This is a genomic window from Pontibacter vulgaris (assembly GCF_022758145.1).
GTDB classification, from domain to species: Bacteria; Bacteroidota; Bacteroidia; order Cytophagales; family Hymenobacteraceae; genus Pontibacter; species Pontibacter vulgaris.
Window position 1 is genome coordinate 145151 of sequence record NZ_JAJVDH010000003.1, and the last position, 20997, is coordinate 166147.

Annotated in this window: 19 protein-coding genes; 9 read left to right on the top strand and 10 right to left on the bottom strand. The window is 45.5% G+C overall.

Going from position 1 to position 20997, the window contains the following annotated elements; translation table 11 throughout:
• Positions 1-74: 74 nt before the first annotated feature.
• From LWP20_RS06015 to LWP20_RS06045, 7 genes are all read right to left on the bottom strand, one after another.
• Positions 75-377, bottom strand: coding sequence for a hypothetical protein (locus tag LWP20_RS06015; RefSeq protein ID WP_242927222.1), 303 nt, complete (start codon positions 375-377; stop codon positions 75-77).
• Between the two features lie 124 nt (positions 378-501).
• Positions 502-1398, bottom strand: a complete 897-nt coding sequence (locus tag LWP20_RS06020) for a cyanophycinase (RefSeq protein ID WP_242927223.1) — start codon at positions 1396-1398, stop codon at positions 502-504.
• 22 nt (positions 1399-1420) lie between these two features.
• Positions 1421-1831, bottom strand: a complete 411-nt coding sequence (locus LWP20_RS06025; protein WP_242927224.1) for a hypothetical protein — start codon at positions 1829-1831, stop codon at positions 1421-1423.
• A 25-nt stretch (positions 1832-1856) separates the two neighbouring features.
• On the bottom strand, positions 1857-2735 hold the full coding sequence (locus LWP20_RS06030) for a TIGR02587 family membrane protein (RefSeq protein ID WP_242927225.1): 879 nt from the start codon (positions 2733-2735) through the stop codon (positions 1857-1859).
• A gap of 34 nt (positions 2736-2769) precedes the next feature.
• A complete protein-coding gene (locus LWP20_RS06035; protein WP_242927226.1) occupies positions 2770-3552 on the bottom strand; it encodes a transporter in 783 nt (260 codons plus the stop codon).
• A 688-nt stretch (positions 3553-4240) separates the two neighbouring features.
• Complete coding sequence (locus LWP20_RS06040) at positions 4241-4981, bottom strand: (Fe-S)-binding protein (RefSeq protein WP_242927227.1); 741 nt, start codon at positions 4979-4981, stop codon at positions 4241-4243.
• A gap of 2 nt (positions 4982-4983) precedes the next feature.
• Positions 4984-5829, bottom strand: a complete 846-nt coding sequence (locus tag LWP20_RS06045; protein ID WP_242927228.1) for a hydroxymethylglutaryl-CoA lyase — start codon at positions 5827-5829, stop codon at positions 4984-4986.
• Positions 5830-6095: 266 nt separating this feature from the next.
• Between LWP20_RS06045 and LWP20_RS06050 the strand changes: the two genes are divergently transcribed.
• The 4 genes from LWP20_RS06050 (at position 6096) to LWP20_RS06065 (ending at position 9638) form a co-directional block, all read left to right on the top strand.
• The gene (locus tag LWP20_RS06050) at positions 6096-6941 is read left to right on the top strand and encodes an SDR family NAD(P)-dependent oxidoreductase (RefSeq protein WP_242927229.1); all 846 of its coding nucleotides are present in this window, start codon (positions 6096-6098) and stop codon (positions 6939-6941) included.
• A 9-nt stretch (positions 6942-6950) separates the two neighbouring features.
• Positions 6951-8369 (top strand): aldehyde dehydrogenase, encoded by a 1419-nt coding sequence (locus tag LWP20_RS06055; RefSeq protein ID WP_242927230.1) that lies wholly within the window; start codon positions 6951-6953, stop codon positions 8367-8369.
• 117 nt (positions 8370-8486) lie between these two features.
• Positions 8487-8882 carry a hypothetical protein gene (locus tag LWP20_RS06060; protein WP_242927231.1) on the top strand — a complete coding sequence of 132 codons (396 nt, stop codon included), beginning with the start codon at positions 8487-8489 and terminating at the stop codon, positions 8880-8882.
• Between the two features lie 129 nt (positions 8883-9011).
• Positions 9012-9638: a class I SAM-dependent methyltransferase gene (locus tag LWP20_RS06065; RefSeq protein WP_242927232.1), complete on the top strand. Its 627-nt coding sequence runs from the start codon at positions 9012-9014 to the stop codon at positions 9636-9638.
• Positions 9639-9693: 55 nt separating this feature from the next.
• Here the strand turns inward: LWP20_RS06065 and aceA are convergent, their stop codons facing one another.
• The gene (gene aceA / locus LWP20_RS06070) at positions 9694-10974 is read right to left on the bottom strand and encodes an isocitrate lyase (RefSeq protein WP_242927233.1); all 1281 of its coding nucleotides are present in this window, start codon (positions 10972-10974) and stop codon (positions 9694-9696) included.
• Between the two features lie 36 nt (positions 10975-11010).
• Positions 11011-12609, bottom strand: coding sequence for a malate synthase A (gene aceB / locus LWP20_RS06075; protein WP_242927234.1), 1599 nt, complete (start codon positions 12607-12609; stop codon positions 11011-11013).
• A 162-nt stretch (positions 12610-12771) separates the two neighbouring features.
• On the opposite strand from aceB, the gene LWP20_RS06080 reads away from it, so the two are divergent.
• The 4 genes from LWP20_RS06080 to xseB all read left to right on the top strand — a co-directional run bounded on the left by LWP20_RS06080 (position 12772) and on the right by xseB (position 16796).
• Positions 12772-14268: a helix-turn-helix domain-containing protein gene (locus LWP20_RS06080; RefSeq protein WP_242927235.1), complete on the top strand. Its 1497-nt coding sequence runs from the start codon at positions 12772-12774 to the stop codon at positions 14266-14268.
• 25 nt (positions 14269-14293) lie between these two features.
• Complete coding sequence (locus LWP20_RS06085; protein ID WP_242927236.1) at positions 14294-14830, top strand: GNAT family N-acetyltransferase; 537 nt, start codon at positions 14294-14296, stop codon at positions 14828-14830.
• Between the two features lie 156 nt (positions 14831-14986).
• Entirely contained in the window at positions 14987-16561 is a 1575-nt protein-coding gene (xseA, locus tag LWP20_RS06090) for an exodeoxyribonuclease VII large subunit (protein WP_242927237.1), read from the top strand.
• Positions 16539-16796: an exodeoxyribonuclease VII small subunit gene (gene xseB / locus LWP20_RS06095; RefSeq protein ID WP_242927238.1), complete on the top strand. Its 258-nt coding sequence runs from the start codon at positions 16539-16541 to the stop codon at positions 16794-16796. The genes xseA and xseB overlap by 23 nt, the downstream gene beginning before the upstream one ends.
• A gap of 75 nt (positions 16797-16871) precedes the next feature.
• Here the strand turns inward: xseB and LWP20_RS06100 are convergent, their stop codons facing one another.
• Positions 16872-19079: a bifunctional alpha,alpha-trehalose-phosphate synthase (UDP-forming)/trehalose-phosphatase gene (locus LWP20_RS06100; protein ID WP_242927239.1), complete on the bottom strand. Its 2208-nt coding sequence runs from the start codon at positions 19077-19079 to the stop codon at positions 16872-16874.
• A 277-nt stretch (positions 19080-19356) separates the two neighbouring features.
• Here LWP20_RS06100 and LWP20_RS06105 point away from each other — a divergent pair, with 277 nt between their 5' ends.
• The gene (locus LWP20_RS06105; protein WP_242927240.1) at positions 19357-20439 is read left to right on the top strand and encodes a mechanosensitive ion channel family protein; all 1083 of its coding nucleotides are present in this window, start codon (positions 19357-19359) and stop codon (positions 20437-20439) included.
• Positions 20440-20997 lie beyond the last annotated feature (558 nt).

Below are 20997 nucleotides of genomic sequence, written 5' to 3' on the forward strand. Positions count from 1 at the left end.
TTCAGGCAAAGTGCCTGTGCATTTACCTTTAAAGCAACAGACTCCCGGAAATGGTTCAAAGTATAAACTTACATTCAGGCCTTTGTAGTATGGGCCAGCCCCCTCCTTCCTGCCAGCAACCAGCCTGAAATAAGTATAATTTCACCCGCAGCATCCAGCAGGTATATATTTGAGATAACATTGTTCAGGCTATAGTATACATCAATAAAAATAAGCCCGGCAGCGCTTAAAATTCCCAGCCATTTTATCTCTTCTGTAACTCGGTTTTTAAAGCCTGCTAACACTAATACTATGCCTATAACAGCAATCAGCACTGCTACCGTACGTACCAGCCACAGATCGTTTTTAGGGCCGGTTACCGCTAAAAAACTGGGCATATGCATCAAGGGCCAGATACCGGTAATCGCCCAATACTGCCCCTGCAACTTTGCTATAAAAGAAACATTTCTTATCAAACCCAAAGTATAGTTTACAGCTTTTAAGTATGAACTGATTGGAGTATTACAGGTGCAGTTGGTCGTAAATTGGCAGGTCAAAAGTTTCTTGATCGGCCATCAGATGTACCCGTAAATCGCAAACCGTAAAAGGCTCGCCGTTGCCAATCTCGTAAATAGTGGAGCGCGAAATATCAGATCCATCCACAACGGTTATTAAGCCGTTACCAACTACTTCTATATGCTTGCCTTCGGTAACAAGTATGGCAGTGTCTTCCTCAAGCCCTATGCCCACGCAACCCGGATTAGTGGATATGGCCTGCGCCATGCGCACGATGCGGCCGCGGGCAATAAAATGTGTATCAATGGCTACATTTTTCATAAACTCCAGCCCAGTTGTGATGCGTACATCGCCTTTTATCATACCTCCCTGCGTTTCGCCTTCATAAATCATAGGTGTAGACATGGCTGCTGCACCTGCACTTGTTCCGCCAACTATAATTTCTTCATAAGTATAGCGCTCCTTCATTACCTCCAGTATAGCCGTGCCTCCTAAAATAGCTGTCAGCCGCAGCTGGTCGCCGCCGGTAAACATAATGCCCGCCGCCTTTTCAATTATTTCCCGGTATTCCGGTTTTTTGGCGTCGGCGCGATCTTTGATATTTATTATTTCAACATTGGTTACCCCTAGCTTATTAAAAACCTTTATGTAGTCGTTGCCTGCTGCTTCGGGCTCGGTGGAGGCAGTAGTAATAACGGCTACCAGCGGATTTTCGCCCTTTAGTTCATCCACATATCGCTGCAGAATCTGCAAGTCAATGAAATCTTTATTTTCCTCCTGTATGTCGGTTTTTTCTATGTCTTCTCCTTTGCCTTCTTTACCACCTATTGCCAGTAACTTACCTTTCGGCACGGGTGGCTCTTTTTTGTTCAGGTGTTTTGCAGTTTCTCTTTTCTTAGCCATAACATTGAAATTTGAAATAAATCTACTCAGGTTTTTTATAGCTTATTACCCGTGCTGTAAGGGTATCGGCAGTAGCGGGATCTGTTTTAAAATTTACCCAGCCTTCGCGTTCTGAAGCCCGTGGTGAAAACGGGATCTGAAGTTCTGCCACTTCCAGTTCCTCGCCGGCCTTTTCCAAAACAAGTTCTACGTTTACTTCTTCCGCTGTTTCCCCACCCTGGTTTTTCACCAGAACATGGTAGCGGTAAGGTGCATATTTTGATGGATCGTGTTTATAAACTGCCGTCAGATCCGGAGGCGAAGACACAAAGGTAAAAGCTTTGTAGCCGAGGTAGCCAAGTATAACGATGACTAACAGTAAGCTTACATAAAACACCACCCACTCAAGTAGATTTTTGCTATCATCGGTAGTGGTATGTTCTTTATGGTTCATACGAAGTATAAATGTCTTTCAGATTTTATTTAATGAGCAAACGGCCTGCCGAAGCGCCAAGCGAGGAAAGTACCCCAAGTACAATGCACTGTGAAAAAGCCACGTAAAAATTAACGCCACCGAAGCGCCCGAAAAAATACAGGCAGACTGCTGATGCCCCCAGAGCTGTTAAGTAGGAAAGGCATGTATCAGTTATAACATTAACAGCCAAACTATTTGGCCCACCCTGTGTGGTGGCTCCTTTAAAATCACTAAAAAAAACGATCAAAGCGCTTAGCACCAGCGAAAAAACAGCCATTAACAGAATCTGGAACGGTGTTGCCTCAAATGCCATTAATACAACCTCTTCGGTGGGGGCTACATTGCCGCCTACAAGTATACTGCCGCACAAGGCCAGCACCACCAGGCCCAGTTTACGCTGCCACCATCCGGCATTTTTCCAGAACTCTTCGTTAACTTTATCACGCTCTTTTTCCTCATCGTCATCGTTGCCGCCTCCAAGTTGGGCCGTACCAATAGATACCCCGATCGATACGATCATACCTTCGACTATAGTTTTACCCACAATTTCATCCAGCGCCATACTATGCCATTCAATGCGGTTAAGTAAAAGCAGTACAAAAAATGCGATCAGTATGCCAATGCCCATCTCTTCTACCGAATCTATAAAAACGGTACGCCAGGAGGCATCTGCCCGCAAACCGGCAAAATGGTTATAGCCCAGCAGTAAAATATAGGTGGCCACAATCATGGCTATCAGTTGCAGCGGCGTAACCATAAAGCCTGTCCACCATACTTCCATAGTATAAAGCAACGGAAAACTAAACAACAGGCCGCCTGCTATGCCACGGGCATATTCTTTCAGGGATTTATCTAGTGGTCGGTTATCTCGTTTGTCCATCATATACTTTCTGCATCAGCTTATTGAGGGTCTATACTTATTCGGGGAGCCGCGCACTTATTCCGGCTGTTATAAAATAGTCAGGGGCAGCACTGGTCAGTTTTGTGCCAGCCGCTACGTCCAGCTGCAGGTTATCGCGCAACAGAAAAAGAAGGCCGCCATCGGCCTGGTGCGCTGCAGTTTCGCCTTTGGGTTTATTCCCAAAAACTTCTGCATAAACCGTAAATTTATCGGTAAAGTCCTGGCTTAAGGCGGCTGTATAACCTGTATTGCTGATTCCGCTCACCCAGCTTTGCACCAGGTTATAGTTAAAGTCTGTTTTATCTGCTAGTTTATTCGTGAATGATAACCGAAGTTGAGGTTCAGGATTATCAGGGCGCAGTGCTTTGCTGCCAACAGGTAAAGTAATCATAAATATAAAGGCGCCCTCCGGTAGCAGGCCTTGCCCTTTCCAAAGGCTGGCCTTGGCACCAACACTTACAGGCGCAATACCTTTTATTCTTTTTTCGGTTGATCGCTCAATTACGGAGTCTTTTAATGCAGTTTGTAAACGCAGTTCCAGTTTATGTAGCAGCCCGTAACGAAGCAGTACGCTTGGATAAGCAATTGTTTTCAGGGTTACCTCTCCTGCTTTGTCTTTCTGGTATAACCAGCCGGCTTCTATTTGCAACGATTGCTTTGGAACAACAGTAGACGACACACCCTGGTCCGGCCTGTCTGATTCCAGTTTCTGCTTTTCCTGGGCTTGGGCACAGTAAGGTAATAAAGTTGTAAAACCAATAATTACAAACAGCTGATGCCAATTAAGTTTACCAAACATAGCGCAGTATTTAGCATTTCAGGCTATATACGCAACAATGCTTAATAAAGTGAGGTTGCCTCACAAAGTGGTACTTTATACTAAAAGGAAAGGTGTTTTTACGTAAATATACTGCAGGCACATAGCCATACTTATACGCACAGCTTTAATCCGGAAATGCTTATTCAGGGCAATATAAGCTATAGTTTATGAAGGGAAATTTGAAGAGGATTGTAAAAGTAAAGAAAGGGAGCCAGCCCAACCACCTGTAAGTTAATCTAACTATACCGGCTCCCTTTCTAAACATGGTAATAGCTACCTATAGCACCCATTTACAGGCAGCTTACCTTTGGGGTTTAAAGTATATGGCGTAACACACAGGAAGTACCTGATTAAAGTATTTCCTGTTGAGTTGCAATTACAATCTTAGCTTAACCAACCTAAAGCTAACCTGTAATCAGCTCCTCCGAATTACCATAACTTCCTATACGGTGCACTTTCCCTTTTGTAATCCTGCCAGGCTTTAATTCAGGGCTTATCACTTTAAAATACGGATTTATACAGCACTACTACGTATTTATACGGACACCATTTATAGTACAGGAGCGGGTATCAATTTGACTAACAAGCACATAAAACAGCGGTGGCCTTACTTATGCAAGTAAGGCCACCGCTGTTTTATACTTTAAACTGATTTCAGAGTATATACTTACCAGCCGCTGGCCAGCACATCGGCAATGTGCATGGTTTTGATAGGTTTTTTCTGCTTTTGAATATAGGCCTCCAGGTGCATCAGGCAGCTGCTGTCTGTAGAAACTATGTAATCTGCACCGGTAGCAATGGCGTTATCAACTTTCTGCTCGGCCATAGCCGTTGAAATAGCTTCGAACTTAACGGCAAACGTACCACCAAAGCCACAGCATGTTTCATTGTCTGCCATCTCTACTAACTCAAGCCCTTCTACATTATCAAGTAAGGCACGCGGCCCAGCTTTTATACCGCACTCACGCAGGCCGCTGCAGGAATCGTGGTAGGTAAATTTACCCGGCAACGAAGCGCCCGGTATACTTGTAATGCCCATTACATCAGTCAGGAACTCGGTCAGTTCATACACTTTTTTCTGCATCGCCCTATACTTTACCAGGTTCGATGATTTCACAAAAATATCCTGGTAGGTGTTGCGTACCATACCCACGCAAGATGCCGACGGAGCAACTATATAATGCGAGGTTTCATTCGAGAAATCATCCAGAAACTTGATTGCTACCTCACGGGCTTCATCAAAAAATCCGGCGTTAAAGGCTGGCTGTCCGCAGCAGGTTTGGTTAGGGTTATAGTTTACTTCACAACCAACGCGCTCCAGCACTTTTACCATGTTCATAGCCGTATCCGGAAATAACTGGTCTACAAAGCATGGGATAAAAATATCTACTATAATTCTGCTTGCCATAATTAAGGAAATACAACGCCCGACTGCACCATTGCCGCCTCAAACGCTGTTTTGTTCAGGTTCAAATTTATGCCTTTATTTTCGAAGTAGCGCACCAAATTTTCGGTGGCCATATTGCCCACAAGTTCGTCTTTTGCCATTGGGCAACCACCAAAGCCACGCATGGCGCCATCAAAACGGCGACAGCCGGCTGTATAGGCTGCTTCTACTTTCTCCTGCCACGTGGCAGGAGTTGTGTGCAGGTGCGCTCCAAATTCTATACTTCCGAAAGCAGGTACCAGGTGGCCGAACAGGTAAGAAATGTTTTCGGGGTCAGAAACTCCAATCGTATCTGAAAGCGATATGATCTTAACACCCAGTTTATCCAGATCTTCCACAAAACTGATCACAGTTTCGGCATCCCAGGCATCGCCGTAAGGGTTACCAAAGCCCATGGAAATATAAGTTACCAGTGTTTTATTGTGTTTGCTGCAAATATCCTGGATGTGGGCCAATTGTTCCATTGCCTCGGCTATACTTTTGTTTGTATTGCGTTGCTGAAAAGTCTCGGATACAGAGAGCGGGAAACCCAGGTAAGTTATCTCTTTATGCTGCGCTGCTTCTTCGGCTCCGCGTATGTTGGCAATTATGGCCAGTAGTTTAGAGCTTGTAGTTTTAAGGTCAAGGTTAGCCAGCACTTCGGCCGTATCCACCATCTGGGGCATTGCCTTCGGCGATACAAAACTGCCAAAATCTATGGTATCAAAACCTACCTGCAACAAGGTATTAATATAATCGATCTTTGTTTCGGTAGGTATAAATTCTTTCAGCCCCTGCATCGCATCGCGTGGGCATTCGATTATTTTCATAAGATAAAGCTATACTTTATACTTTATACTTTGTTTTTATCGCTTTGTATAGATAAGTCCGGTTGATGTTACTAAAGCGTAATTCTCCAAACTTCGAGTATTTTCAACAAACCGTTTCTCCATTTTCAGGCACATCTATACTTTCAAAGATACAAAATTCCGGTTTGCACACTGCCTGCCGCAAGGCTATACTTTTAATTATGTATTAGGTTTTGTATATTAAAGGAAGTTTTTGCCTGCTTTCCCATACGCTTTACTTCACTAACATGACTAAAATAGCTAACAGCACCGTGCTTATAACCGGAGGTGCCTCAGGAATAGGCAAGTTAACTGCTCAGCGGTGCCTGCAATTGGGTGCTACCCGGGTTATACTCTGGGACATTAACCAAGGCAATTTAGACCACTTTACCAAAGAATTACGGGCGCAGGGCTATAAAGTATCCGGCTATGTGGTAGATGTTGCCGATGCCGCCGATGTGCAGCAGGCAGCAGAACAGGTACTACAGGAAACCGGTCCGCCCGATATATTAGTGAACAACGCCGGAATAGTGGTAGGAAAACTCTTTGCAGAGCACTCCTTCTATGAAATCGAACGTACTTTAAATATAAATGTATCGGGGGTGATGATGGTAACCCGGGCTTTTCTGCCTGCCATACTAACGCGTGGCAGCGGGCACATTGTAAATATTGCCTCGGCAGCCGGCCTGATTCCAAACCCGCGCATGAGTGTGTATGCGGCAAGTAAATGGGCTGTGTTAGGCTGGTCAGAAAGTCTGCGGCTAGAGTTGGAGCAGACAGGCAAAAACATGCACGTAACTACCATCACTCCCAGCTATATTGATACCGGTATGTTTGCCGGCGTAAAAGCCCCGGTTCTTACCCCTATTATGCAGCCGGAGCATTTTGTAGAAGCGATGCTGGATGCGATTGGAAAGAACAAGATTATACTTCGGAAACCAACTATAGTACACCTTTTACCTCTGTTTAGGGGCCTGTTACCGGCCCGTGTTTTTGACTTTATAGTTGGAAGAGGTTTTAAAGTTTATACTTCCATGCAAAACTTTACCGGCAGAGCGCCTGCCGAGGCAGTACCGGAAAAACGACACCACTAACCCATACCTATGAAAACAACATTATCACCCGCCTCCCCAGATACCAGGATGCAACAACCTATAGTTGAGTTGCTGCAGAAACAACGTGCCTTTTTCTCAACTGGGCAAACCTTATCGCTCGATTTCAGAAAGGCCCAGCTGCGCAAACTACAACAAGCGATAAGCCAACACGAACAGGAAATTTTTGATGCCCTTTATGCCGATTTCAGAAAACCTGAATTAGAGTCTTTTGTAACCGAAGTTGGTTTTATTGAGCAGGAAATTCGGCTTGTACTTAACAAAATCGGAAACTGGGTTAAACCGAAGCGCGTGAAGGAAACCCTGGTTAACTTTCCGGCCAAAAGCTATATTTACTCCGAGCCTTATGGCATTGCCCTGATCATCGGCCCCTGGAATTATCCTTTCCAACTGGTATTTAACCCACTCATCGGAGCTATTGCAGCAGGAAATTGTGCCATCATAAAACCGTCTGAATTAACCGTAAACACATCGGCCGTCATTTCGAAAATAATCAGGAAGACTTTTGATGAGGCATATATTGCAGCAGTGGAGGGCGGCCCGGAAACTACACAACAATTACTTGCCCAGCGCTTTGACACCATCTTTTTTACCGGAAGCACGCATGTTGGGCGTATAGTTATGAAAGCCGCCGCAGAGCACCTGACCCCGGTAACACTCGAGCTTGGAGGTAAAAGCCCCGCTATTGTTGCCGCTGATGCCGACCTGGACCTGACCGCGCGCCGCATTGTTTGGGGCAAGTTTCTGAATGCCGGGCAAACCTGCGTAGCTCCGGATTACCTGCTGGTGCAGGAAGAAGTTAAAGAAGAGCTCATACAACTGCTTGGCCACTATATCACACAGTTTTACGGCCAGGAACCTGCCACAAGCCCTGATTTTGCCCGCATCATAAACGGCAGGCATTTTCAGCGCCTGAAAAGTATGCTCGGAAACAGCAGCATCCGGGTAGGTGGCGCAACTAACGCGGCAGAAAACTACGTTGCCCCAACTGTTCTGGATCGGGTTAGCTGGGAACACCCGGTTATGCAGGAAGAAATTTTTGGCCCGCTGCTGCCTGTGCTTACTTTCCGGGAAATAGAAGATGCCATCCGAATGGTGAATTCGCATGAGAAACCGCTGGCTTTATACTTTTTCTCGTCTAACAAAGAGCAACAGGAGCAGGTGTTACAACATACCAGTTTTGGTGGAGGCTGTATAAACGATACCCTCTCGCACCTGGCCAACCCTAACCTGCCATTTGGTGGTGTGGGCGGCAGCGGCATTGGCAGTTACCATGGCCAGTCGAGCTTTGATGTTTTTTCGAATCAGAAAAGCATTCTGAAGCGCGGCACCTGGCTCGACCTGCCCTTGCGTTACCCACCTTACAAAGGCAGGCTGCCCATGCTGCGCAAGGTTTTCAAGTGGCTGTAGCAGACCTCTCACACATATAAAAGCAAATTTACCTATAGCTGACGGTAACTATAGTTGAAGTGCAAAGTTTTGCATTGTGCTGCGTATACTTAACAATACTCACTTTACACTTGAACTATGGAAAACCTTGTAAAATATTTGGATGAGTCGCTGGTACCACTGGAGCTGAAAGTGAAGGAATACCTGGATACGGAACGTGACATCAGGTTGCTGGAAGTTGAACTGCTATCGCTTCAAAGTATAACTCCCAATTATGACCCGGATAAAAGCGACATGGAACAAGCCCTGAAAACCGGTAGCCAGAATAATACCCTTACCGAAAAAGAACAAAAGCTATCGGACCTGCTGGAAAAGTATAAAAACCTGCGCCAGGAAGTTGTAAATATGCTGCCCGGGCCTAATCAGGTGGTTGAATTAAATCTTGGCTACGGCCCCAGCGAAGTTGGCTATTTCACTATCGATCATGAAACAGGTATAAAATTAGATGAACCCATACTCAGGGTGATACATTAAACAGCACGAACCTAAGCCTGGCGAAGTGTAAATCGGTTGCGACGCAACAGTTTATTTATACTTCGTTTTTTTATAGTATTGCAGGCAGCTTAACGGCCAACTTCAGGCCGCTTATACTTACCAGTACCCATGAATATCAGACAAGCATATAATACCTGGGCTTCGCAATACGACACCAACCATAACAAAACAAGAGATCTGGAAGGCGAAGCGCTTCGGACAACCCTGGGAAGTATACCTTTCGAAACCTGCCTCGAAATCGGCTGCGGAACGGGCAAAAACACCGAATGGCTTATTCAGAAGGCAAAACAGCTAACAGCCATAGACCTCTCGGAAGAAATGCTGGCCAAAGCAAAGAGCAAGATCAGATCTGGTAATGTTGAGTTCATACATGCCGATATTACAACTGACTGGGATTTTATTCACCATCAATACGATCTGGTAACTTTCAGCCTTGTTCTGGAGCACATCGAAAACCTGGAACCTATACTTCAGAAAGCCGCTGATGTATTAAAACCCGGCGGGCATATATACATTGGCGAACTTCATCCTTTTAAGCAATACGCAGGATCGAAAGCACGATTCGAAACCGAACAAGGTCTGCATGTAGTAGAGTGCTATAACCATCATGTATCAGACTTTACACGGGCTGCTAAAAACCACGGGCTTACACTTACTGCTATAGAGGAGCATTTCGATAATGATGACAGAAGCGAAATACCAAGAATACTAACTTTACTTTTGCAGAAAGTATAAAACACAACAGCCGCTGCATTACTGCAGCGGCTGTTGCTTTCAGTTTTATTCACTCCTAATGAAACTGTTCTTCTTCGGTAGAGCCAACCAATGCAGCAGTTGAAGTAGCGCCGGCAGTAACTGTATTCTGTACGGCATCGAAATAGCCGGTACCCACAAAAGACTGGTGTTTTACAGCTTTAAAGCCATCTTTAACAAGTGCAAACTCGCGCTCTTGCAGCTCAGAATAACCGGCCATACCACGCTCTTTATACGCTTTGGCTAACTCAAACATACTTGTATTCAGTGCATGGAAACCTGCCAGTGTAATAAACTGGAACTTGTATCCCATGGCCGCTAATTCTTCCCGGAACGTTTCCATTTCTTCTACTGAAAGTTTAGCAGCCCAGTTAAAAGAAGGAGAGCAGTTATAAGCCAGCAACTTACCCGGATACTCGGCATGTATGGCTTCTGCAAACTGTCTGGCATAGGCTATATCCGGGTTAGAAGTCTCCATCCAGATCAGGTCGGCGTAAGGCGCGTAGGCTAAGCCACGTGCTATACCTTGCTCAATACCATTCCGTACTTTGTAGAAGCCTTCGCAAGTGCGCTCCCCTTCAAGTATAAATTCATGATCGCGCGGATCGATGTCGCTGGTGATCAGGTTGGCTGCATCGGCATCGGTACGGGCAACTACCAGGGTTGATACACCCATCACATCTGTAGCCAGGCGGGCAGCTACAAGTTTATTAATGGCTTCCTGTGTTGGTACTAACACTTTACCTCCCAGGTGGCCGCACTTTTTAGCTGATGATAACTGATCTTCGAAATGCACGCCGGCAGCCCCGGCTTCTATCATCATCTTCATCAGTTCAAAAGCATTCAGGTTACCGCCAAATCCGGCTTCTGCATCGGCAACAATAGGTACCATCCAGTCTATGTTTCCTTCTCCGCTTACAGACTGTATCTGGTCGGCACGCAGCAGTGCGTTGTTTATCTTTTTAACCACAGCTGGCACACTATCAGCAGGGTATAAACTCTGATCAGGATACATATGCCCGGCCAGGTTTGCATCGGCTGCTACCTGCCAGCCACTCAGGTAAATAGCGTTCAGGCCGGCCTGTACTTCCTGCACGGCCTGGTTACCGGTAAGAGCACCCAGACCAGCCACATAAGACTCCGAATGTAGTAACCGCCATAACCGCTCCGCCCCTTTTTTAGCCAACGTATACTCAATTTTTACAGAACCCTGCAGCTTTACAACTTCTTCGGCACTGTACGTTCTCCGGATACCTTCCCAGCGTGGATTCTCGATCCAGTCTTTTTCGATCTCGTTGATTCTCTCCTTCTTGTTCATGGCAGTATACTTTATTTTTGTTTGAGATAATTGAAATCAGTCGATATACTTGTAGGCTGGTAATGTCAGAAACTCTACAAAACACTTGCTCAGAACAAGTTCAGAAAACAACTGGGAAGCACGTTCGAAGTGGCAGTTCTTGAATCTGGCCAACCCTACTTCTTCTTTAATATGCTCTGTTTCTTCTTTAATAAGCTGCAGCACACGTGCTTCTGTAATTTCCTGTCCGTCGGCGGTTTTAGTATGATCGTGGTGCAGCCATTGCCATACCTGCGCGCGAGAGATTTCGGCAGTGGCGGCATCTTCCATTAAGTTATGGATGGCCGCAGCGCCAGTTCCGCAAAGCCAGTTACCCAGGTACATAATGCCCACGTTGATATTCAGGCGTAAGCCGGCTTCTGTTATACTTGCACCATCCATTCTGAAATTAAGCAGATCAGCAGCTTTAACATCCACATCATCGCGCAGCACCTCTTTCTGGTGGGGCTTATCGCCCAGCACTTCATCAAAGGCAGCTTTGGCCACTTTTACGAGGTCCGGGTGCGCTACCCAGGTTCCGTCAAAACCATTCCTGGCTTCAAAGGCTTTATCGGCTGCTACTTTCTCAAAAGCGGTTTTATTAATGGCCGGATCGTGGCGGTTAGGTATAAAGGCAGCCATCCCCCCCATTGCATGTGCCCCGCGTTTGTGGCAGGTTTTCACCAGCAGATCGGTATATGCTTTCATAAAAGGTACCTGCATGGTAACAGCTGTCCGGTCAGGGAAAACTCTATCCTTATGGTTGCGGAATTTCTTGATAGCACTGAAAATATAATCCCAGCGGCCGGCATTAAGCCCTACAATATGCTCGCGCAACTCATACATGATCTCGTCCATTTCAAAAGCAGCAAGTATGGTTTCGATCAGAACGGTAACTTTAATAGTCCCTACCGGAATACCTAGTGCTTCCTGGGCTGCTACAAACACATCGTTCCAGAGACGTGCCTCCAGGTGGCTTTCCAGCTTAGGCAGGTAAAAGTATGGCCCGGTTTGGCGCGCTATAAGTTCTTTTGCATTATGAAAGAAGTATAAACCAAAGTCAAACAATGAAGCAGAAACGGGCTTTCCGCCAATGGTCAGGTGTTTTTCGGTCAGGTGCCAGCCCCGGGGCCGGACCAGCAGCACAGCCACTTTTTCATTCAGCCGATAGGTTTTCCCGTTCTGCACCGTAAAATCGATATCCCTTCTGATAGCATCGCGCAGGTTCAGTTGCCCTTCCAGCAGGTTTTCCCAGGTTGGGGAGGTTGCATCTTCAAAATCAGCCATGAACACGTTAGCACCAGAATTCAGCGCATTGATCACCATTTTGCGGTCTACAGGACCCGTAATTTCTACCCGACGTAGCTGTAGGTCTTGTGGTATACTTTCTACTTTCCAGTCGCTTTGCCTGATGTGTGCAGTTTCTTCTAAAAAGTCTGGAAGCTCGCCGGCATCAATTCGTTTCTGCCTTTCCGTTCGTGCCAGTAGTAACTCCTCGCGCCTGTTGTTAAATTTAGTATGGAGCATCTCCAGAAACTCCAGTGCATCTGGTGTCAGAATTTCTTCAAAGCCTTTGCTTAATTTGCCTTTTACTTCCACAGTGCTTTCTATGATCATGGCCTTAAAATAATATTGTTATACTTGGTAAATTTTATACTTTTACATCTATACGCGAATTATTTATTTTTAGCGAATTTTCGCTAATAATTATTTTTATGTTATTTCTTTAAATGTCGCTACTTCTTATTTATTCATTAAATTAGCAGAAAAGAAACTTAAATGAGGCTACAGGAAGATGTGATCCGGCTTATACTTGGATTGAAAATCAAGGAGTTGCGAAACGAAAAAGGGATTTCGCTTACAGACCTTGCAATGGCCACTGATATTTCTGTATCTTATTTAAATGAGATCGAGAAAGGTAAAAAGCATCCCAAGCCAAGTAAAATAGCCATTATAGCTGATGCCCTGGGTGTAAACTATGATTATCTTGTTTCACTGCAACTCTCGAAGCGCCTGCAACCCGTTGGTGAATTGCTGCAGTCGAACATTCTGTCTGATTTGCCATTAGAACATTTTGGCTTGGATATAAGCCGCTTGCTGGACCTGTTTGCTACTGCTCCTGCCAAACTCAGCGCTTTCGTAAATACCTTACTGGAAATGTCGAGAGCCTTTGACCTGAGTGTAGAACAATTCTACTTTTCTGCCTTACGATCTTACCAGGAACTGCACGACAATTACTTTGAAGAGTTGGAATTAGAAGCAGAGCGTTTTACAGAGAAGTATAACCTGGCCCAGAATACCTTCCCTACTCACGAGCAACTTGCACAACTGCTTCAAACCGAATTTAACATAATTATTGAAACAGAAACAATTGCCAGTTATCCGGAATTGGCAAGCCTGCGCTCTGTTTTTATACCCGGCGCTACGCCACGCTTGCTGCTAAATCCCAACCTTACTGCACCTCAACAGGCCTTTGCGCTGGCACGCGAACTGGGCTTTCAGTACATGCAATTAAAAGTGCGGCCTTATACTACTACCTGGGTTAGGGTGGGCTCCTTTGAGGAAGTGCTCAACAATTTTAAAGCATCGTACTTTGCCGGCGCCCTGCTCCTTAACCGCGATTTGCTCGTACAGGACCTCCAAACCTTTTTTAACAGCCCAACCTGGAACCCTTCCCTTTTACAGGATATACTTATAAAGTATAACACTTCGCCCGAAACACTGCTACACCGGCTTACCTCGCTTTTGCCACGGTTCTTTAACATCAAGCAGCTTTTCTTTTTACGTTTTCAGCATGGGCCGGAGCCGGACTACTTCTCGCTAACAAAAGAGCTGCACTTAGCGGGTTTGCACAACCCACATGCCTCGCTGATGAATGAGCACTATTGTCGCCGCTGGATCTCGCTCACCCTTTTTGAGGAAGTAGAACGCCATAAGCAGGCAGGAAACCTGGAGCAGCCCATAATTGGCATACAGCGCTCTTCCTACATTAATACAACAAACGAGTACCTGGTATTTGCCCTGGCACAACCTGCCGATCAGCTTAACGGAACTGTAAGTATAGGCTTGCTGATAAATGAGGACCTGCGCCGCAAAGTAAAATTCCTGAACGACCCTGCTATTCTGCACCGGTATGTTAACCAGACCTGCGAACGCTGCCCTGCCCTGGATTGCCTGGAGCGCGCTGCGCCGCCCGTTATACTGGAGAAACTCCAATGGCAGGAAGATGTGATGAAAGTGCTCTCTGAGTTAAAAGCAGGTATAAAGCAGCCTTAGCTGAAGCAATTATACGTGTATGGAAATGAAGCTTGTACTTATAAAAGATCGGCATTTCAGTCAGCTGCAACAATTGAGGGAGCTTTATGAGAATGCTTTTCCGGTAAAGGAACGTCGTAATTTTGATGATCTTCTGACAATACTACACGAGCCGGCGATGCATTTGCATGTGGTGATGGCAGAGAAGAACGTGATAGGTTTAAGCATACATTGGGAACTTGAAAATATACTTTATCTCGAGCACCTGGCCATAAATCCCGAATACCGCTGCAAAGGAGCAGGTACGAAAATAATGCGTTGGTTACTGCAGCAAACCCAACACCAGATAGTACTGGAAGTGGAGCGCCCCGAGGATGAAACTGATCAGAAACGTATTAATTTTTATGAAAAGCTCGGTTTTATACTTCATCCTGAATTCGATTACCAGCAACCTCCTTACAGACCAGGCGAAAAACATGTGCCTTTATACCTGATGGCACAGCCACATATACCAACTCAACAGGCTTTTTTAAAAATAGCAAAATTGATCAGGCAGCAGGTATACGAGCGGTTCTATACTTAACACTTCTCCTTCATCCTCTGATATATAACTAAAAAGCTATACTTATTTACTTAAAAAGCTACAGTCCTTCTTTTTGTGCTACGGTTACAATCACTTATATTCGAATGCTGAAGTATGCAAAACCGGCTGCTTCTATAATTTTTCCATTGCTACTACATGGCCCAGTTCCTTTTCCGGCAAACCACTTTTGAGGAGTTTGAAGCTCCTTTGTCGCTCTTCGAGCTGCACCAGCAGATTCGGGAGGAGCTGGAAGTGGCATTTCCGGAGAGCTATTGGGTGGTGGCTGAACTGGCCCAGGTTAGCCCGGACAGGCGCAAAGGCCATTGTTACCTGACTTTGGTTGATAAAGGCGATGATCCGCGCGGGCAGATCTTGGCACAGGCTCGGGCAACTATCTGGAGCACCCGTTACCAGATGTTGGGACGCTATTTTGAAGATAAAACCGGGCAGCCACTAAAGGCAGGTTTAAAGGTGCTGATGCAGGCAAACGTTCGATTCCATGAACTGTATGGCCTGAGCCTCGACATCGTAAACATTGACCCCAATTATACTATAGGCGACCTGGCCCGCCAAAGGCAGGAAACCCTGAAACGCCTGGAAACGGAAGGCCTGCTCACAGCCAATAAAGAACTAGAACTGCCACTGGTGCCACAACGGCTGGCCATAGTTTCATCGGCTTCGGCAGCTGGTTACCAGGATTTTATACATCAGTTGCAGCACAACGCTTACGGCTATACTTTCAGTACAAGGCTGTTTCCGGCAATTGTGCAGGGCAATGAGGCTCCGGCTTCTATTCGCAAAGCCATGGATCTGATTGCCAAATATGCCGAGCAGTTTGATGCCTGTGTAATTATACGCGGCGGAGGCTCGCAAACGGACCTGGGTTGCTTTGATGATTACAGTGTTGCGGCAGCTATTGGTAACTCGCCTTTGCCTGTACTTACCGGCATCGGCCACGAGCGCGACGAAAGTATAGCAGACCTGGTAGCGCACACCCGATTAAAGACACCAACAGCAGTAGCCAACTTTATTATAGATACCTGCCGGGATGCTGAGGAAGAATCAGAAAGCTTATACTCCAGCATCAGGATGTTTGCCGCTCAGCAATTAAAACTAACCGGCGACAGGCTGGAGCGCCATAGTTTGCGTTTGTCTAACCTTACCACCGAGTACCTGCATGGAAACAACCAGAAGCTGGAGCAATTATCGCGGTCTTTGTTACTAAAGCCGAAATCTTACCTCGATGAGCAAAAGCACCATTCCGGTATGCTGGAACAAAGTATAAAAGCTACTACCAAAGATCTGCTGCACCTGCGTGAGCGTAATTTAAGTGAACTGGCTGTTTGCGTGGAAGGCAAAAGCCAGCGTTACCTGCACATGAAGGAGCACGAGCTAAACCACCAGGTGCATTGCCTCGAAACCGAGGCCAAAGAAGATTTGAAGACTAACCAGCTTCAGTTTGCAAAGTATAACGAGCAGGTAAAGTATAAAACCCAGCATAAACTACAGGCCGAAAATCATAAGCTGAACCTGCTTGACCTAAGTATAAAAGCCAATGACCCTGAAAAATTATTGCTGCGCGGTTATACCTTAACTTTATTAAACGGAAAGATAATTAAAAGCGCCAGCCAGGTTAAAACCGGCGACGTGATAGAAACCAGACTACAAACAGGCACCCTTCATAGCATGGTCGTAAACATAGATGAAAATGACAACGAAAGACATACATAACATGACCTACCGCGAGGCCACCCAGGAGCTCGAGGAAATTCTGCGCGCCATCGAAAACGATGCCGTAGATGTAGACGAACTTACGCAGAAAGTGCAGCGCTCATCGCAGCTTATTAAGCTTTGCAAAGAGAAACTGCGCAATGCCGAAAATGCCATTAACCAGGTTTTCAATGAGGAGAACTGCGATACCAGCAAAAATAATACGGATGAAACCCCGAATGGGCGCTTGTTTTAATCTGGCTCATACTTCTAAGTAAACAAAAAAGCCTCCCTGAAATAAAATCAGAGAGGCTTTTTTGTTGAAGTAATTTTAGCTCATTTCCTGTGGTTGCTCCGATGCTTTTAGCTGCAGTAACCGCGATAATAAGCTCCGTACCTCTCCGCAGGAATCTACGTGGTACTTGGCCACCGAATATGAGTTACCTACTTTTATAGTATAAGCGTCGCGCGGCATGGCTTTAAAAATATCTTCATCGCCCCAGTCGTCGCCAATGGCAACTATAAACTCGTGCGGATATTGGTTCAGCCAATGCGCTGTAGCCCTGCCTTTGCTTACTTCCTGTGCTTTAACTTCTACCGCCATTTGCCCATCCAATACCTGCAGGTTACTATTGCTAGCCAGGAAATTCAGGTGGCTTACCAGTTCGCGGGCGCGTAGCTCGCCAAGTCCGGTTTCAACGCGTCGGTAATGCCAAACCAAAGAGTATTCTTTTTCTTCAATAAAAGAACCAGGCGTGCGGTCTACATACAGGTCCAGGATTAGTTTTATATCGCTTTTCCAGTCATCCATCAGGCTCATCATGGTTTGCCAACCGGTACTGTTCTGCTTTATCCAGACGCCATGCTCCGCTACCAAATCCACAGGAACATGTCCAAGCCACTCCTGCATATTATCTTTTTCGCGGCTGCTTACTACTACCACTTTGTTTTTTGGGTCGCTGTTCAGGCGGCTCAATAACTCTATCAGCTCAGCATCGGGCCGGGCCATGTCCGGTTTAGAACTATACTTCACAAGTGCTCCATCATACTCCAGAAAGAACAGGCGTGTGCTGGCGGTTTCGTAAGCGTCGCTCATTTCGTGGAAAGTAGCCTCGTCGAGGTAGCTGGTTGCCAGCGAAAGCTGCTTGATCTTTACATAAGACAGGCGATCCATGAACATACTTACCCAGTGGTGTATATTATAACGTCTCAGGGATTCCTGCATCAGTACCATGTGCTGTTCCTGCTCTTCTTCAGGCATGATCAAAGCTTTATGGATGGCATCAACCAGCTGGTTTATGTCGTTGGGGTTTATGAGTAAAGCCTCCGAAAGCTCTTTTGATGCACCGGCCATTTCGCTAAGTATAAGCACACCCCTCTTATCTAATTTACTGGCTACAAACTCTTTGCAAACCAGGTTCATACCATCGCGCATTGGCGTTACCAAAGCAACATCGGCCATGCGGTAAAAAGCCGAAAGCGTTTCGAGCGGGTAAGAGCGGTAAAAATATTGAATCGGGTTCCAGTTGATGTTGCTATACTTTCCGTTTATGCGGCCAACCAGTTCGTCTACTTCTTCTTTCAGCTCTTTATACTTGCCTACGGCATCGCGCGAAGGCACTACCAGCATTACCAGTGTTACCTTTTCCAGGAACTCGGGATACTTCTCTAAAAAAAGCTCGAAAGCCAGTAGGCGCTGCGGAATACCTTTAGAATAATCAAGCCGGTCTATAGATAGTATGATTTTCTGGGAATTAAGGTTAGCCTGGTAAATAGCTTGCCGCCTCTTTACTTCTTCGGAGGCAGCCACAGCGGCATACTTATCATAATCAATGCCCATCGGGAAAGAATCTACAAGCAGCGACCTGGTACCTGTATTTATCCAGCCATGCATACTGCCGTGCCCGATAATCCGGTTAACCGAACTGAGAAAGTGGCGCATGTCGTCGTAGGTATGGAAGCCGATAAGATCGGAACCAAGCATACCTTCCAAAATTTCTTTACGCCACGGCAATAAACGGAATACCTCGTAAGACGGAAACGGAATATGCTGAAAGAAACCTATTGTACTGTTTGGCAGCCGCTCGCGCAACATACTTGGCAGCAACAGCAACTGATAATCGTGTACCCAGATCGTATCTTCGGGCTCGGCCTGCGCCACAATTTCATCACAATACTTTTGATTGACAGCCATATACGTTTCCCAGAGCTGCTGTTCGTATATGGCATACTGGCTGAAATAATGGAAGGTGGGCCATAAGGTCTCGTTACTGAAACCCTCATAAAATTCTTTGATTTCGGTTTCGGTCAGGAAAACCGGGTACATATTTTCAGACTGCAGATCGTGTATTATTTTTTGCTGTTTATGCTGCTCTTCTATCACCAAACCGGGCCATCCTATCCAGAGGTTATTGCCTTCTTTATAGATAGAGCCCAAACCGGTAGCTAAGCCGCCTTCGCTGGTCTGGTAAACTAATTCACCCTCCTTTTCCTGTAATTTAATCGGAAGTCTGTTTGATACAATGATCAGTTTTGCCATGTATTAATTCAGATTGTGCTCACACAACTTTAAAGCAGCCTTTGGGTGCTAAGGTCACTCATAAGATTTGATTAGCGCTTTTAAAAAGATATAGTTTGCATACGGCATTAAATAGATACACGTTATCATGACATAACACTTTTAAAATAAAGTTAAAGCTGCATCCGAGTTAGATTTCTACTGCCTTACTTCCGAACCTATCCCTTCATATCAGAGTAACATTCCTGAAAGTTTATACATGCGTGCAGGCTTTCAGGAAGTATAACAATTGATTTTTATGAAGTTAGCAGACATATTTTTCGGCAGTTTTGATAACCTGATGATTGGTATAATGCAGCTTGTAATCGGAGCTTTTGTTGGCTTGGTGCTGGCATTTGTTTTTTTTAAGCTGCTGGACTTATACAACAAGCGCGAATCGCCTCAGTTAACCAAATCTATATCAAACCACCTGGGTGCTCCTGTAAAAGTATTTCTTCCATTGTTATTTGCAGCTTTTACGCTGGCGCTCACGCCTTTTAATATGGAGCAACGGTTGTTTTTCCGCCGTTTCCTGGAAATAATGAACATAGCTGTATTTGGCTGGATGCTGATAAAAGTAACCTATGTAGTGCAGGATATGCTGCGGCACAAATACCAGATATCCAAACCCGATAACATACGGGAGCGCAGACTTTTTACCCAGCTACAGTTCATTAAAAAGATCACCATTGCACTGATAGCTTTTCTTACAGTAGCTTTTATACTTTTCAGTTTTGAGCCGGTGCGAACGCTGGGCACAGGCTTGCTTACATCGGCGGGTATTGCAGGTGTAGTTTTAGGATTTGCAGCACAGCGCTCATTGGCTAACCTACTGGCTGGCTTGCAGATAGCATTTTCGCAGCCCATTCGCATAGATGATGTACTGGTAGTCGAAAACGAGTTTGGCCGGGTAGAAGAAATCACACTTACGTATGTGGTATTGCGCATCTGGGACCAGCGCCGGCTCATACTTCCGCTCAACTACTTTATCGAAAAACCTTTCCAGAACTGGACTCGAAGCAGTGCCGACATACTGGCTACCGTATACCTTTACACAGATTATACCATGCCTATTGATGAACTTCGCAAAGAGCTCATGCGGGTGCTGGCTGCCACCCATCTATGGGACGGAAAAGTAGCGGGCCTCGACTTAACAGACTCCCAGGCAAACTCTTTACAGCTACGTGCTTTAATGAGTGCCGATAACTCCAGTATCGCCTGGGACCTGCGTTGCCACGTACGCGAAAAGCTGATAACATTTATACAGAAAAATTATCCTGAATCGTTGCCAAAAACACGCACTGAATTTACAGGAAACCCTCTGCAGAAGTATGAGAGTTAATGAGTTAAAGTATAAACTTACCCCACCCCCTCCGAGGAGGGAATTAGGTTGATGCTATAGTTAAAAGTTATAATTCTATAATTGCAGTCTTTGAGAGCGGACAGGTCACGACATGTCCATACGGAAATACAATCAGGATTAAGTTCGAAGCTTATCCTTTCAACTTATAGAACTGCTGTGGCTATGGGAAAGATATCAGTTTTTCTGTGAGGCGCCTTGTGAGATTCTGGTGCCGTAAGGCATTGCGACGTCAGGAGCAAAAGAAGGGAACACAGCGCCGAATAGGAAAACGAGGCCGCCCGGCCTGAGGGAACCAAAGTATAAATTGAAACGAATGGCAAGTAAGACTGAGGGCAACAACTAAATTGGAAGTATAGCTAAGTGCAAGCAAGTATAAACTGCAACTATACTACACCAGATTTCTCGCTAACACTCGTAATGACAAAAGAAATAAACGCAAAGGCAGCAACTATAAAACTCAGATTTCTATCAGCTACACTAGCTCTTTTCGATCTCAAGCGGGCTTAGATTGACAGTGAATAAAGCAGATATTAAGAA